Origin of the sequence: Brucella oryzae (assembly GCF_041929965.1) — a bacterium.
GTDB classification, from domain to species: Bacteria; Pseudomonadota; Alphaproteobacteria; order Rhizobiales; family Rhizobiaceae; genus Brucella; species Brucella oryzae.
Genome location: NZ_JBHEEO010000002.1, coordinates 49,418 through 65,265, shown reverse-complemented (window position 1 = coordinate 65,265; position 15,848 = coordinate 49,418). Strand labels below are relative to the sequence as shown.

Below are 15,848 nucleotides of genomic sequence, written 5' to 3'. Positions count from 1 at the left end.
GCGGGAAAAGGAAACCGCCGTTCGACACCCCTCCTGACAGAAGGCTGGCAGGAGGGGTAATGTCAGAAGGCTGGATCAGGCAGCAAAATCGTTTTGCGTGCCGTGTGCTTCAATGGCCTGTGCAAGACGCTGCAGCGCATGAACATAAGCTGCCGAGCGGAGCGTTACATTATGCTGCTTGGCATGGTTCCAGATCGCACGGCCCTCGCGTTCCATAATGGTTTTCAGGCGCTCATGAATTTCTTCAAGCGTCCAGTAATAGCCCTGGCGGTTCTGCACCCACTCGAAGTAGGAAACCGTCACGCCGCCGGCATTGGCCAGAATGTCCGGCAGCACGACGACGCCGTTTTCCTGCAGGATCTTGTCGGCTTCCGGTGTGACAGGACCATTCGCAAGTTCGACAATCAGCTTGGCCTTGATGGATGCGGCGTTGTCTGCATGGATCATGTTTTCCATGGCGCTTGGCACGAGAACATCGCAATCGGCTGCAACCAGCTCGTCCGGCGTGATCGCTTCATGACCGTTTTTGCCAGCGGTTGAAACAACCGACTTGTTCTGTGCTTTCGCTTCCACAAGCGCGTCCAGATTAAGGCCGTTGGCGCAATAAACAGCGCCGGACGAATCCGATACGGCAACGATCTTGTGACCGTCGCTTGCCATCAGCCTGGCCATGAACTGACCTGCATTGCCGAAGCCTTGAACCGTGACGCGAAGCTGCGAAGCAAGGCCCAGATCGTGCGACAGATGGCGCACCAGATAAAAGCCGCCGCGTGCCGTGGCATCATTGCGTCCGAGCGAACCGCCCAGCGCCAGCGGCTTGCCGGTGATGACGGCAGGCGAGGACTGTCCGACGATCTGGGAATATTCGTCTGCCATCCAGCCCATGATCATGGAATTGGTGTAGACATCCGGTGCCGGAATGTCGCGATCCGGTCCGATAATGCCGGAGAAAGCCTGAATGTAGGCACGCGAAAGGCGTTCCAGTTCAGCCTTGGAAAGCTGGCGTGGGTCGACCTGGATAGCACCCTTTCCGCCGCCATAAGGCAGGTTCATCACTGCGCATTTGAACGTCATCCAGAAGGCCAGCGTTTCAACTTCTTCCGCAGTCGATTCCGGATGATAGCGGATGCCGCCCTTCGTCGGGCCGCGCGTATCGTCATAACGGCAACGCCATGCAAGAAAGGATTTTCGCGAGCCGTCATCCATGCGAATCATCAGACGCACTTTCATGGTCTCACGCGCATATTTCAGCTTCTCGATGACATCCGCATCGATGTTGATGTGGCTTGCCGCTTCGTCCAGACGAACGAGTGCGCTTTCGAGTAGATTCTCCTTAGTCACGGAATCACCTTTCTTGCGTTTCTTTTATTTTGGGCGCGATTTTACGAAAGAATGCCTAGACCTTTGCGCAATAAAAGAAAAGAGAAAAGGACAATAATGTTGTCCTATTTTACAGGGGCGATTTTTGAAACTGCTTTATCGTCCGGTTGCAGGCGCGGGCACAATTGCATGGAACGGACGAGATGTCGCGAAATGGTGGGCATGTCGTATTTGTGGCGTCTTTTGACGCAAGCCTGCTGTCGGGTTTGAAACGGAAACAATAGAAATATCATCAAAGGCTTCGCTTGTGTCGTCAGGGCGCTTGCGGTCGCGAAACTGGTGGTTGTTCATGTCCCATTTTTCTGCAGCTTCTATTATTAAAAATGCGCTTTCCGGCAACAAGAACTGGAAGCCGCAATGGCCGAATGCCGAACCCAAGGCCGAATATGATGTGATTATCGTCGGCGCGGGCGGGCATGGCCTGGGTGCCGCCTATTATCTGGCCAAGGAACATGGCATCACCAATGTTGCCGTCATCGAAAAAGGCTGGCTTGGCGGCGGCAATACCGGGCGCAACACCACGATTATCCGCTCCAACTACCTCTATGATGAGAGCGCGCATCTTTACGAACATGCGATGAAGCTGTGGGAAGGTCTCAGCCAGGACCTCAACTACAATGTCATGTTCTCGCAGCGCGGCGTGATGATGCTGGCGCATACGGTGCATGATGTGCAGAGCTTCAAGCGTCACATCCATGCCAACCGCCTCAACGGCATCGACAATGAATGGCTGACCAGGGAGCAGGCGAAGGAATATTGCCCGCCGCTCGATATTTCAGCCAATGCGCGTTATCCGGTTGTCGGCGCCACCTTGCAGCGGCGCGGCGGCGTGGCCCGCCACGATGCGGTTGCATGGGGCTATGCGCGCGGTGCGACGGAGCGCGGCGTTGATATCATCCAGAATTGCCCGGTCACGGCCATTCGTCGTGACGCATCGGGTCGCGTGACCGGCGTTGATACGCCACGCGGTTTCATCAAGGCGAAGAAAGTGGCGGTTTCCGCTGCTGGCAGCACATCGATTGTCATGGATACGGCAGGCGTGCGTATGCCGCTTGAAAGCTTCCCGCTGCAGGCGCTGGTGTCCGAGCCGGTCAAGCCGATCTTCCCCTGCGTGGTCATGTCCAACACGGTCCATGCCTATATCAGCCAGTCCGACAAGGGCGAGCTGGTGATCGGTTCGGGTACCGACCAATATGTGTCCTACAGCCAGCGCGGCGGCCTGCCGTTGATTGAGCACACGCTTGCGGCCATCTGCGAGGTCTTCCCGATCTTCACCCGTATGCGGATGCTGCGCAAATGGGGCGGCATCGTTGATGTCACGCCGGATCGTTCGCCGATCATCGGCAAGACGCCGGTTCCGGGCCTGTTTGTCAATTGCGGCTGGGGTACGGGCGGCTTCAAGGCGACGCCGGGTTCGGCGCATGTCTTCGCCCACACGATCGCGCGCGACGAGCCGCACTGGATCAACGCACCCTTCACGCTTGAACGCTTCACCACCGGTCGCCTGATCGACGAAGCCGCTGCCGCCGCTGTTGCGCACTAAAAGCATTTCCAGGAAAAGTGGAAACCGGTTTTCCGTTCGGAAATGCGTTGAAAAAATAAGAGAAACACAAATGCTTCTTATCCGTTGCCCTTATTGCGAGATGGAACGCCCGGAACTGGAATTTGCCTATGCGGGCGAAGCGCATATCGCGCGTCCAGCCGACCCATCGACGCTTTCCGACGATGAATGGCGCGATTTCCTGTTCACGCGCTCCAATCCGCGCGGCACCCATTATGAGCGCTGGCGGCATATCAATGGCTGCGGTCGCTTCTTCAATGCGGTGCGCGATACGGTGAGCGACAAGTTCGTCGTGACCTACAAGGCCGGTGAACCCCGTCCTGCTTTGGCAGAAACTCCGGCTGCGGAGACGAAATAATGACCGATATGCGCATTCATAACAAAGGCCGTGTCAACAAGGCCAAGTCCGTGCGGTTCACCTTCAACGGCAAGTCCTATTCCGGTTTCGAGGGCGATACGCTGGCTTCCGCCATGCTTGCCAATGGCGAGCATCTGGCCGGTCGTTCGTTCAAATATCACCGCCCGCGCGGCATTCTTTCCGCCGGTTCCGAAGAGCCGAATGCGCTGATGGGCGTTTCACGCGGGCCGGGCCGTTTCGAGCCGAACACCCGCGCAACGGTGCTGGAACTCTATGACGGGCTGAAGGCTGAAACCCAGAACCATTGGCCGTCGCTGAAGCACGATGTCGGCGCGATCAATGACGCGTTCTTCCCGTTCTTCTCGGCGGGTTTTTACTACAAGACCTTCATGTGGCCGAAGAGCTTCTGGAACAAGGTCTATGAGCCTTTCATCCGTGGCGCTGCTGGCCTCGGAAAATCGCCATCCGAACCGGACCCGGACACCTATGCCAGCCGCTATGCCTATTGCGATGTGCTGATTGCCGGTGGCGGGCCTGCCGGTCTTGCCGCAGCTTTAGAGGCCGCAAAGAGCGGTGCGAAGGTTATTCTCGTTGACGAACAGGCCGAATTTGGCGGCTCGCTTCTGTCGGAACCGGAGCCGGTCATCAATGGTCGCGCAAGCTGGGACTGGCTGAATGAGACCATCGCTGCACTCAAGGCCAATCCGAATGTCACGCTTTTGCCGCGCACGACGGCCATTGGCTATTACCATCAGAACATGCTGGGCCTTTGTGAGCGCCTGACCGATCACCTGCCGAACCCGCCATCCAATGCGCCGCGTGAACGCATGTGGCGCGTGCGCGCAAAGCAGGTCGTGCTGGCGCAGGGCGCGATTGAAAAGCCGCTGGTCTTTGCCGGCAATGACCGTCCGGGCGTGATGCTGGCATCGAGCGCACGCACCTATCTCAATCGCTATGGCGTCAAGGTCGGCAATCAGGCTGTCGTTGTCACCTCGCATGACAGCGCATGGCTTGCCGCTTTCGATCTCGCCGTGGCGGGCGTCAAGGTTCCGGCCATCATCGATGTGCGTTCAAGCGTTGCCGACAGCCTCGTCAACCGAGCAAAGATGCTCGGCATCGAGACGCTGACCGGCTGGACTGTGACGGATACCGGCGGACGCCATCGCGTGTCGTCCGTGCGGGCTAATCCGGTTTCCAATGGTTCGGTCGGTGCCGCACGCACGATTGCCTGCGATGTGCTGCTGATGTCTGGCGGCTGGAATCCGAGCGTGCACCTGTTCTCGCACACAAAGGGCTCGCTCGTCTGGGATGAGGCACGTCAGATCTATCTTCCGGGCGAACGCACTGAGGAAAGCCGCTGTGCCGGTGCAGGCAATGGCAATTTCGATTTGCAGGCCGCATTGCGTGAGGGTGCGGAAGCGGGTGCTGCCGCAGCCAATGATGCAGGCCATAAAGCCAAGGCATCTGAATATGCGGTTGCGGGTGATTTCATCTGCGATGGTGTCAGCTGTCGCGAATTGCCGACGGATCGCGATCCGGGTAAAGCCAAGGCTTTCATCGATTTCCAGAACGATGTGACCGCCAAGGATATTCGTCTGGCGGTGCGCGAGGGTTTCCATTCCATCGAGCACGTCAAGCGTTATACCACCAATGGCATGGCGACCGATCAGGGCAAAACCTCGAACATCAACGGTCTGGCTGTAGCAGCCGATGCCCTCAAGCGCCCGACGCCGCAGGTGGGGCTTACCACGTTCCGCCCGCCCTATACGCCGACGACCTTTGGCGCCTTCTGCGGCTACAATCGCGGCAAGCTGTTCGATGTGACGCGAAAGACGCCAATCGATAGCTGGGCCGAACAGCATGGCGCGGCTTTCGAGCCGGTCTCGCTGTGGCGTCGCGCATGGTACTTCCCGAAAACCGGCGAAGACATGCATCAGGCCGTGGCGCGTGAATGCAAGGCAACCCGCCAGTCGCTCGGCATGTTCGACGCATCGACGCTTGGCAAGATCGAAGTGGTCGGCCCGGATGCAGCGGAATTCATGAACCGCATGTACACCAACCCATGGACGAAACTTGGCGTCGGGCGCTGCCGTTATGGTCTGCTGCTTAGTGAAGATGGCTTCATCCGCGATGACGGTGTTGTCGGTCGTCTGACGCAGGATCGCTTCCATGTGACGACCACGACCGGCGGTGCCGCGCGTGTTCTCAACATGATGGAAGATTATCTCCAGACCGAATGGCCGGACCTGAAAGTGCAGCTTACCTCGACCACCGAACAGTGGGCAGTTGTTGCAATCAACGGTCCGAATGCGCGCAAGCTCATTGAGCCGATGGTCGAAGGTCTGGATATTTCCGATGAAGCCTTCCCGCATATGTCGGTGGCGGAATGCAAGTTCCTCGGCGTGCCAGCGCGTCTGTTCCGCATGAGCTTCACCGGCGAGCTGGGCTTCGAGATCAACGTGCCGTCCCGCTATGGTCTTGCGCTGTGGAAGGCGCTTTATGAGGCGGGCCAGCAATATGACATCACGCCTTACGGCACCGAAACCATGCACGTTCTGCGTGCTGAAAAGGGCTATATCATTGTCGGTCAGGATACCGACGGCACGCTCACACCGGACGATGCAAGCCTTGGCTGGGCGATCGGCAAGCAGAAGCCGGATTTCGTCGGCAAGCGGTCGCTGTCGCGCCCCGACATGCTGAAAAAGGACCGCAAGCATCTGGTCGGGCTTCTGACCAAGGACCCAAAGCTGGTGCTGGAGGAGGGCGCGCAGATTGTCGCCGATCCAAAACAGGCGCTGCCGATGACCATGCTTGGCCATGTCACTTCATCCTATTGGAGCGAGGCGCTTGGCCGGTCTATCGCCATGGCCGTGGTATCAGGCGGCAAGGATCGTATGGGCGAAACGCTTTATATGCCGATGCCTGATGGCAGCGTACACGAGGCCACTGTTTCGGGCATGGTCTTCTATGACCCCGAAGGAAAGAAACTGAACGGATAACACTACAGCTGCATTCTTCGTGATGCCGGGCTGTAAAAAGCAATTTGTCTGCGTTCCGGTGCTCACGTACCTTTAAGTACGCTCCGCTCCGGTACTCGAAAATCACTTTTTTCGCCACGGCCTGACGAATTTGCAACTGTAGTGATAAGGATTGAACCATGCTTGTTGAGACAAAACCTTATTCGAACCGCAAGGTCGTCATTCCCGGTCGTCTGGAAATCCATGCAGCCGATGATGCTGCCCGCTTCATCCTGCGCATTGCTCCCGCAAAACTCGCCTTGGCTGAAAAGGCGCTGGGTGCAAAGTTCCCGGCCAAGATCGGTGATCTCACGCGCAGCGGCGATATTGCGGTAGCCTGCATCGGACCGGATGAATGGTATATCTGGGCCGAGGAAGCCAGGGGCGCGGCCATCACGCAGGCTTTTGCCAAGCTTTATGAGACCGAACCGCATAGCCTTACTGAGGTCAGCCATCGCGAAACAGGTATCGACATTTCCGGCCCACAGGCCGAATGGCTGCTGAATGCCGCTTCGCCGCTTGACCTTTCGCAGATGAAGGCTCCGGGTGCTGCCCGCACGGTCTTCGACCATGCCCAGATCATTTTGTTGAAGTGGGATGCCGATCATTATCGTATCGAAGTGTGGAACTCATTCGCGGATCACGTCTGGACCTTGCTGGAGCTGGCCAGCAATGAAGTCGAATTGACACTCTGATTGATCCCTTATTGCCCTGAAAACGCCGCCCACCGGGCGGCGTTTTTGCATTGCAGAGCCTGGAGCGCCGGCTTCTCCTTCCCTCATCCTGAGGAGCCGTTGAAAACGGCGTCTCGAAGGATCGAAGGGCTGAGGGAAATGCACCCAGCGTCCCCTCGTCCTTCGACATGGTGCTTCGCACCGGCTCAGGATGAGGGGGGAGCGTTCGAAACCTGTTCTGGTCCCAATTTCAGCCTTGCCTTCCGTAAATCCATATGTGAAGATTATATTCACATAAGAAATTCATGAGGAGGGAATTTCCCTATGCCGGAAAGCGAACTGCCGCTGAGCGGGCTTGTTGTTGTCGATATGAGCCAGTTTCTGTCGGGGCCTTATTGCTCGTTGCGCCTGATGGACCTCGGTGCACGTGTGATAAAGATTGAACGGCCCGATGGCGGCGATCTCTCGCGCAGGCTTTATCTGAGCGACACGGAAATCGGCGGCGATTCCACGATTTTTCATGCCATTAATCGCGGCAAGGACAGCCTTGCCATTGACCTCAAAAACCCTGACGATCTGGCGGCGTTGAAGAAGCTTCTCACACAGGCCGATGTGCTGATCCAGAACTTCCGCCCCGGTGTCATCAAGCGTCTTGGTCTCGATTACGAGGCAGCCAAAGAAATCAATCCGCGTCTCGTCTATGCATCAATCAGCGGCTATGGCGAAGAAGGGCCATGGGTCGGGCGGCCCGGGCAGGATTTGCTGGCGCAGGCGCGCTCGGGCCTCATGTGGCTCAATGGTGATGAAGGCCAAGGACCGGTGCCATTCGGTCTTGCTGTTGCCGATATGCTGGCAGGTGCCGCCGCGGCACAAGGTATTCTCGCCGCGTTGGTTCGCCGCGGCATCACCAACAAGGGCTCGCATGTCGAAACCAGCCTTCTCGAAGCGCTGGTCGATTTCCAGTTTGAAGTGCTGACGACCCATCTGAACGATGGTCGCCGCCTGCCAAAGCGTTCCGAATTTCGCAGCGCCCATGCCTATCTTGCAGCACCCTATGGTGTCTATCCGGCAGCCGACGGTTATCTCGCAATCGCGATGATGCCCATTCCAAAACTGGCGGCGCTGCTTGAAACCGACACGCTGGCACCCTTTGCGGACGATCCAAAGATCGCCTTCAACAAGCGCGATGAGATCAAGCGCCTGATTGCCGACCGCATTGCCGAGAAGACCGTCGATGAGTGGCTCGCCATTCTGGAACCGGCTGATATCTGGTGCGCCCGCGTTCTCAACTGGGAAGAGCTTCTCGCAAGCGAAGGTTTTGGCGTTCTCGACATGCTCCAGACGGTAACGCGTGAAGATGATGTTTCCATCACCACAACGCGTTCCCCACTGCGCATCAATGGACAGCGCCCGAAGGTGGCACGCGCCGCGCCGCGCATTGGCGAGAATAGCCAGCAGATTCGCGAGGAGTTCGGTCTATGAGCACGATCAAGCTGAAAGGCATGACCTGGAGCCACCCGCGCGGCTACGATCCGATGGTTGCGGGTGCCGAACACTGGCTCGCAGACAAGGGCGTTGAAATCGAGTGGGAAAAGCGGTCGCTACAGGATTTCGAGACCTTTCCGGTCGAGGAACTGGCGCGCAACTTCGATATGATCGTGATCGACCATCCGCATGTGGGCCAGATTACCAAGGAAAGCTGTCTGCTGCCGCTTGATGTGCCGGGTCGAGAAACCGAGTTGAAGGCGCTTGCCGATGGTTCTGTAGGCCGGTCTTTCCCGAGCTATAACTGGCAGGGGCGGCAATGGGCGTTTCCGCTGGATGCGGCAACACAGGTTCAGGCGTGGCGTCCCGATCTCATGGACAAGCCAGCTATCTCATGGGGCGAGGTGCTGCGTCTTGCCCGCGCCGGGAAAGTTCTGCTGCCACTGCGCTCGCCGCATTCGCTGATGTGCTTTTATACATTCGCCGCCAATAACGGTACGCCGTGCTCTGTGGAAGGCGAGCTGGTCTCCGTTGCGGACGGCTCACAAGCTTTCGAGCAATTGCGGGAAATCGCTGCGCTGGTGAAGCCGGAATGTTTCGGCATGGACCCGATTGCCGTATTCGAGGAAATGGCCCGATCCGAAATCGCCTGCTCGCCGCTCATCTATGGCTATGTGAACTATGCCATGCCGGGTTTCCGTGATCGCCTGATCCGCTTTGCCGATATTCCAGCGGGCGCGGCGGGTGTTGCAGGCTCTGCTCTGGGCGGTACCGGCATTGCAGTTTCAGCCTTCAGCAAACATCCTGAAGCCGCTATCGATTTTGCCTATTGGGTGGCAAGCGGTGACGTGCAGAAAGGGCTTTACGCGGCTTCCAACGGTCAGCCGGGACATGCGACAGCCTGGGAAGATGACACTGTGAATGCGGCAACCTCAGGCTTCTACCGCGACACGCGTGCGACGCTGGAGGGCGCATGGGTGCGTCCGCGTCACGATGGCTATATGCCGTTTCAGGAAGCGGCCTCCGAGCGCATCAACAAGGGCTTGCTGGACAATGACAAGGCGGAAGATGTCATCGCCGACCTCAACCGGCTTTTCCGCGAAAGCTTCTGACAGCTGGCAAATCGATACGCTGCCCCCTCAACCCTTCGAGACGCCTCCTTCGCAAGCTCAGGCGTCTCCTCAGGATGAGGGGAGGCGTTGCTGGCTTAAAGTTTCCAGAGACGCGTTGCATTCTCGGAGAGAAGCAGCGCTTTTTCGTCTTCACTGCATCCTTCAAGGAGTGCATGGGTTGTCGCCACCCATGTTGAAAGCCCGGCATCGACATTGCTGGCTAGTGTGCAGACCGGCCAGTCGCTTCCCCACACGATCCGCTCCCAGCCAAATGCATCAATGACATGCTCAACATAGGGGCGCACGGTGTCGACGGTCCAGCTTGCCGGGTCGGCATAGGCGACAACCCCGGAGATTTTGGCGACCACATTCTCGCGCTGCGCAATCTCGCTGATCCCCTTTTGCCAGCTTTCCAGCGCACCTGATTTGATATCCGGCACGCCGCAGTGGTCGAGCACGAATTGCACGTCCGGTGCGAGATCGGCAAGCGCCGTCACCTTGTCGATCTGGTGCGGCAGTGCGCAGAGATCGAAGGTCAGGCCGGTGCCTTCCAGCCGCTTGATATTCTCGCGGAAAAGGGCACCCTCAGAAACGTCGTCAGGCACGACATGCAGCACACGGCGAAAGCCCTTGACGAAAGGATTGCTGCGGCTCTGTTCAAGATACTCGGCAAACTCCGGCTCCTCCGGGCGGCAGGAGGCGATTGCGCCCTTGATGAAGCCGCCCGATCTTCTGGAAATCTCCTGAATATGGTCCGTTTCAGCCTGAATGGCATCGGCTGCCACATCCACTTCCATATGCAGCGCCGCCTTGATGCCGCAGCGCTCAGCCTGCTTCCGATAGGTCTCAAACAGAAAGTCGCGGTCAAGCGCCGGTACATCTCCCAGCCATGGGTAGTTCAGCGCGCTTTTGTCGATCAGATGCAGATGGGTATCGATAATCATGAAAACTCTCCTCCGACACCATTTTTTCAAAAAAGAAGAGAGTTTTCAAATAAGAATTTCGATGATCTTTAATCAGTCGTTCCGATATCGGACCCCACCAGCTTTGAGAGGTCTTTGACAGTTTTTTGCAGCAGGCTGATGGTCTGCGTAATGTCGGGCGCTGAAGCCGAATTGACGAGTGTTACATAGGGACAGGTCAGTGAGGCAATGCATGTGCCGTCCGGACCGAGAATCGGTGCCGAGAGGTTGTAGACGCCCGCCACCTGGGCGCTGGGCATCATTTCATATCCGCGTTCGCGAATCTGGTCGAGGCGCTCGTAGAAACTCTCATCGAGCTTGAGACTTTCCCCGTCTTTCGCATATTCGGCAATCATCATCCTGCGTTCTTCCGGTGACCGGAAGGCAAGAAGCACATGGCCGGAACCGGTGTCGAACAGGCTGATATGCGAACCGACGCGAATTGAGATGCCCCAATAATCCGGAGCTTCCTGCTGTGCAATGACAACAACAGATCCCCGGTCAAACACGGCAAGCTGGTTGGCCTGTTTCGAGCGGTCGGCAAGTTCGCGCATGAAAGGCGTGGCAAAGGATGCAAGCCTGCGCACCGGTGCATGAAGGTGTGCAAGGCCGAACAGCTTGAGCGTCAGTGAATAGCGGTCGCCTTCGAGCTTGGTCACGTAACCGCGCTTCACCAGACGGTCCAGCATCCGGTAAAACTCGTTGGGGCTGCGATCGAGGTGTTTGGCAATTTCCGCCTGCGTCAGGCCGCCATCGACGCCTGCCAGCAATTCGAGGATATCAAGTCCCTTGTCCAGCGCGGGCGCGCGGTAGCGATCGTCTGTTTCCAAGTTGGCTCCCCTTATGAATATGATTCTTCATATACGAACAATACTGAAAGCGAAAGTCGCAAATGTGCGGAAACTCGCCTTGACCGGTTTTGAATAATATGTTTGCATATAAATACCAAATTCACAATTGGGGGCGGACCGGGGAAAAGTCCGTCGTGAGGAGGAGAAGCATGATGAGTTTCAAAGCGTCCTGCCTGGCGGGAACGGCTCTATTGGCATTGACAATGGGGTCCGCTGGTGCCGCCGATCTGCCGGGTAAATTTGAAGGCGTGACGGTAAACGCCAAGCTGATCGGCGGTCAGCAATATGAAGCGCTTTATTCGCGCATTGCCGAATGGGAAAAAGCGACTGGCGCCAAGGTCAATATTCTTTCCAAGAAGAACCATTTCGAACTGGACAAGGAAATCAAGTCGGACATCGCTTCCGGTTCGATCAACTGGTGCGTCGGCTCCAACCATTCGTCTTTTGCGCCGCAATATCCTGATCTTTATGCCGATTTGAATGGTTTGCTTCCTGCGGGCGAAATCGAAGGCTTCGTGCCATCGGTCATCAAGGCTTCCACGCTGAATGACAAGCTGGTCATGCTGCCGCGCGCGCAGTTCGACGTCTCGGCGCTCTACTATCAGAAGAGCCTTTACGAAGACGACGCCAAGAAGACCGCGTTCAAGGAAAAATACGGCTACGATCTGGCGCCGCCAAAGACCTGGAAAGAGGTTTCCGATCAGGCTGTGTTCTTTGCCGATCCACCGAATTTCTACGGCACGCAGTTTGCGGGCAAGGAAGAAGCCATCAATGGCCGCTTCTATGAAATGCTGGTTGCGGAAGGCGGTGAATATCTCGATGGCGAAGGCAAGCCCGCTTTCAATTCGGAAGCCGGTGTGCGTGCGCTCGATTGGTTCGTCAATCTCTACAAGGCCAAGGCCGTTCCTGCAGGCACCACCAACTACCTCTGGGATGAGCTGGGCGCAGGCTTTGCTTCGGGCACCATCGCAATCAACCTGGATTGGCCGGGCTGGGCGACCTATTTCAACGATCCAAAGTCGTCGAAGGTCGCAGGCAATGTCGGTATTGTTCCGCCTCCGACAGGATCTTCCGGCAAGCGCACCGGCTGGTCGGGGCATCACGGCTTCTCGGTCACTGAATCCTGCGACAACAAGGAAGCTGCTGCTTCGCTCGTCTGGTTCCTGACCAACGAGGATTCGCAGAAGCAGGAATCGGCTGCGGGCACACTGCCAACCCGTACCGCTGTCTGGGATTACGTCATCGAGCAGGCTGCGTCCGATCCGTACAAGAAGGAAGTGCTTTCGGTGTTCCAGGAAACGGCAAAGACCGCTTTCCCGGTTCCGCAGACCCCCTCATGGATCGAGATTTCCAACGCGGTCTATCCTGAACTTCAGGCAGCAATTCTTGGCGACAAGACTTCGCAGCAGGCACTTGACGATGCAGCCAAAAAGGCAACGCAGATCCTTGAGGATGCCGGCGAGCTCTGATTTCGCTTCGTGAACATACGGCCCGCCTTGAGAACCATCTGGCGGGCCATCCAAGCGCAAGATGCGCGTGTGCCTTGCTGCCAGTTCCACCGCTTCGGAAGAACAATGTTTAGACGAATTTCTCCACCGGTTATGCTTCTGCTTCCGGCTATCATTATCCTTGCAGCGGTGGTTCTGTTTCCCCTCGCGCTTTCGCTTTATTCAAGCTTCACGCCGTTTCGGCTGACGCGCCCTGACAGCCTGTTCAAATTCATCGGCCTGCGCAATTATCAGCGCATCATGAGCGACTGGGTGTTCTGGGCTGCATTCATTCGCACGGTGATCTTCCTCACCATCGCGCTCAATCTGGAAATGCTGCTCGGCCTTGGTCTGGCGCTGCTCATCAACAAGGCGACCCACGGCCAGCGCGTTTTGCGCACGCTGATGATGTTCCCGATGATGTTTTCGCCGGTTCTGGTCGGCTTCCAGTTCAAATTCATGTTCAACGACAATATCGGTCTTGTGAACAATGCGCTGCAGTCGTTGGGTATCACCGATACCGCCATTCCATGGCTGATTGACGGCAATCTGGCGCTGTTTGCGATTTTGCTGGCAGAAGTCTGGATGTCGACCTCGGTATTCGCAATCCTCATTCTGGGCGGTCTTCTGTCCATGCCGCAGGATCCGGTGGAAGCGGCTCGTGTCGACGGCTGCACGCCATGGCAGACCTTCCGCTATGTCATCTGGCCCTATCTAATGCCCTTTGCCTTCATCGCAATGACCATTCGTTCGCTCGACGTGGCGCGCGCCTATGACATCGTGAAGATCATGACCGATGGCGGACCGGCACGCCGCACCGAGCTGATCTGGACGCTGGTTGGACGCACCGCCTATTCGGATGCGCAGATGGGCCTCGCCAATGCCATGGCCTATGTTGCGATCCTGCTCTCGATCCTATTCACCGTAATGTTCTTCCGCAAGCTTGCAGCCGCACGCGCGCAAATTGGAGCGGAGTGGTAATCATGGCAACAACAACGCTCTCCAACAGCCAGCATCGCCTGCTGCGCCGCGTCAAAAAAGTCGCCTATCTCGTCGGCCTGTTTCTGGCGATGGCGATCATCTGCCTGCCCGGCCTGTGGATCGTGCTGTCCTCGCTGCGCCCGCCGGTCGAAATCATGGCAAAGCCGCCGGTCTGGATTCCGCAGGAAATCACGCTCGATGCCTATCGCGCCATGTTCTCGGGCGCAGGCGGCGGCGGTATTCCGGTCTGGGATTATTTCCGCAACTCGCTCATCATCTCGGTCACGTCCACCATCATCGCGCTGGTTGTCGGGGTTTCGGGCGGCTATGCCTTTGCGCGCTTCCGCTTCTGGGGCAAGTCGACCACCTTCCTCGGTCTCATGCTGACGCGCTCGGTGCCGGGCATCGCGCTTTCGCTGCCGCTCTTCATGGTCTTTTCCCGTATCGGCATCATCGACACGCATTTCGGCCTGATCCTCACCTATGTGGCGCTGAACGTGCCGTTCACGATCTGGTTGATCGATGGCTTCTTCCGTCAGGTGCCGAAGGATCTGGCAGAGGCCGCACAGATTGACGGTTGCACGCGCTGGCAGGCTTTCTGGCAGGTGGAATTTCCGCTGGCCGGTCCCGGCATTGCGACCGCAGGCATCTTCGCCTTTCTCACCTCATGGAACGAATATGCGCTGGCTTCCCAGCTCACCCGTTCCGTCAATTCCAAGACCCTTCCTGTCGGTCTTCTCGATTACACCGCTGAATTCACCATCGACTGGCGCGGCATGTGTGCGCTGGCGGTCGTGATGATTATTCCGGCGCTGACCCTCACATTCATCGTCCAGAAGCATCTTGTTGCTGGTCTGACGTTCGGCGCGGTTAAAGGTTGATAGAACAATGGCTCAGCTTTCCATTAAAAATCTCGTCAAGCGCTACGGCAATGTCGAAGTGGTGCATGGCATCAATCTCGAAATTGCCGACAAGGAATTTGTAGCGCTGGTCGGTCCGTCCGGCTGTGGCAAGTCCACGACGCTGCGCATGATCGCAGGTCTTGAAAGCATTTCCGACGGCGCGCTCGAAATTGGCGGCAAGGTTGTGAACGATCTGCCGCCGCGTGATCGCAACATCTCCATGGTGTTCCAGTCCTATGCGCTTTATCCGCATATGTCGGTGCGCGAGAATATGGGCTTTTCGCTGAAAATCGCCAAACAGCCGCAGGCGGAAATCGACCGCCGCGTCAACGAGGCTTCGGCGATCCTCGGTCTGGAAGCGCTGATGGAGCGCCGCCCGGCGCAGCTTTCGGGCGGCCAGCGCCAGCGCGTCGCCATGGGCCGCGCCATCGTGCGCAACCCGGAAGTGTTTCTGTTCGACGAACCGCTGTCGAATCTCGATGCGAAATTGCGCACGCAGATGCGCACCGAGATCAAGAAGCTGCACGCCAAGGTGCAGTCCACAGTCGTTTATGTGACGCATGATCAGGTCGAGGCCATGACGCTTGCCGACCGCATCGTCATCATGCGCGACGGCCATATCGAACAGGCCGGAACCCCGGATGAAGTCTTCAAGCGCCCGGCGACGCAGTTCGTCGCCGGTTTCATCGGCTCCCCGCCGATGAATATGGGCGAGGCGACGGTCACGGGTGGCGATCTGGTCTTCGCAAACGGCGACCGCCTGCCGCTGCCTGCGCAGTTCCAAGGCAAGGCCAAGGACGGTTCCAAGGTGACGTTTGGCCTGCGCCCGGACGATATCTTCCCGAAAGGTCACGGCATTTCCACTAGTGACGCCGTGCATGAAAAGGACATGCGCGTTTCGATCACCGAGCCGCTCGGCAATGAAACGCTGGTCTTTGTCGAATTCGCGGGCAAGGAATGGGTGGCACGTATGCTCAACCCGCGTCACTTGCAACCGGGCGAAACCATCACCATGCAACTTGATCTGTCGCAGGTGCATCTGTTCGATGCGGCAAGCGGCAAGAGTTTGGCGGTTTAA

The 15,848-nt window shown here is 57.5% G+C and carries 13 protein-coding genes; 10 read left to right on the top strand and 3 right to left on the bottom strand.

Annotated features, from left to right (window positions below; translation table 11 throughout):
* Positions 1–75 precede the first annotated feature (75 nt).
* Positions 76–1,341, bottom strand: a complete 1,266-nt coding sequence (locus JNC70_RS02200) for a Glu/Leu/Phe/Val family dehydrogenase (RefSeq protein ID WP_104754671.1) — start codon at positions 1,339–1,341, stop codon at positions 76–78.
* 328 nt (positions 1,342–1,669) lie between these two features.
* On the opposite strand from JNC70_RS02200, the gene JNC70_RS02195 reads away from it, so the two are divergent.
* From JNC70_RS02195 to JNC70_RS02170, 6 genes are all read left to right on the top strand, one after another.
* Positions 1,670–2,923: a sarcosine oxidase subunit beta family protein gene (locus tag JNC70_RS02195; RefSeq protein WP_104754670.1), complete on the top strand. Its 1,254-nt coding sequence runs from the start codon at positions 1,670–1,672 to the stop codon at positions 2,921–2,923.
* A gap of 70 nt (positions 2,924–2,993) precedes the next feature.
* Positions 2,994–3,299 (top strand): sarcosine oxidase subunit delta, encoded by a 306-nt coding sequence (locus JNC70_RS02190; RefSeq protein ID WP_104754669.1) that lies wholly within the window; start codon positions 2,994–2,996, stop codon positions 3,297–3,299.
* Positions 3,299–6,298: a sarcosine oxidase subunit alpha gene (locus tag JNC70_RS02185; RefSeq protein ID WP_374788539.1), complete on the top strand. Its 3,000-nt coding sequence runs from the start codon at positions 3,299–3,301 to the stop codon at positions 6,296–6,298. Before JNC70_RS02190 ends, JNC70_RS02185 begins: the two co-directional genes overlap by 1 nt.
* A 158-nt stretch (positions 6,299–6,456) precedes the next feature.
* Entirely contained in the window at positions 6,457–7,011 is a 555-nt protein-coding gene (locus JNC70_RS02180; protein ID WP_104754667.1) for a sarcosine oxidase subunit gamma, read from the top strand.
* Positions 7,012–7,314: 303 nt separating this feature from the next.
* Entirely contained in the window at positions 7,315–8,472 is a 1,158-nt protein-coding gene (locus tag JNC70_RS02175; RefSeq protein ID WP_104754666.1) for a CaiB/BaiF CoA transferase family protein, read from the top strand.
* Positions 8,469–9,587: an extracellular solute-binding protein gene (locus JNC70_RS02170; protein ID WP_104754665.1), complete on the top strand. Its 1,119-nt coding sequence runs from the start codon at positions 8,469–8,471 to the stop codon at positions 9,585–9,587. Before JNC70_RS02175 ends, JNC70_RS02170 begins: the two co-directional genes overlap by 4 nt.
* 95 nt (positions 9,588–9,682) lie before the next feature.
* Here JNC70_RS02170 and JNC70_RS02165 read toward each other — a convergent pair whose 3' ends face one another.
* Positions 9,683–10,531 carry an amidohydrolase family protein gene (locus tag JNC70_RS02165; RefSeq protein ID WP_104754664.1) on the bottom strand — a complete coding sequence of 283 codons (849 nt, stop codon included), beginning with the start codon at positions 10,529–10,531 and terminating at the stop codon, positions 9,683–9,685.
* Between the two features lie 68 nt (positions 10,532–10,599).
* Positions 10,600–11,394: an IclR family transcriptional regulator gene (locus JNC70_RS02160; protein ID WP_167394028.1), complete on the bottom strand. Its 795-nt coding sequence runs from the start codon at positions 11,392–11,394 to the stop codon at positions 10,600–10,602.
* 158 nt (positions 11,395–11,552) lie between these two features.
* Here JNC70_RS02160 and JNC70_RS02155 point away from each other — a divergent pair, with 158 nt between their 5' ends.
* From JNC70_RS02155 to JNC70_RS02140, 4 genes are all read left to right on the top strand, one after another.
* Entirely contained in the window at positions 11,553–12,869 is a 1,317-nt protein-coding gene (locus JNC70_RS02155; protein WP_374788544.1) for an ABC transporter substrate-binding protein, read from the top strand.
* A 105-nt stretch (positions 12,870–12,974) separates the two neighbouring features.
* Positions 12,975–13,868: a carbohydrate ABC transporter permease gene (locus JNC70_RS02150; protein WP_104754661.1), complete on the top strand. Its 894-nt coding sequence runs from the start codon at positions 12,975–12,977 to the stop codon at positions 13,866–13,868.
* 2 nt (positions 13,869–13,870) lie between these two features.
* Positions 13,871–14,749, top strand: a complete 879-nt coding sequence (locus JNC70_RS02145; protein ID WP_104754660.1) for a carbohydrate ABC transporter permease — start codon at positions 13,871–13,873, stop codon at positions 14,747–14,749.
* Between the two features lie 7 nt (positions 14,750–14,756).
* On the top strand, positions 14,757–15,848 hold the full coding sequence (locus JNC70_RS02140; RefSeq protein WP_104754659.1) for an ABC transporter ATP-binding protein: 1,092 nt from the start codon (positions 14,757–14,759) through the stop codon (positions 15,846–15,848).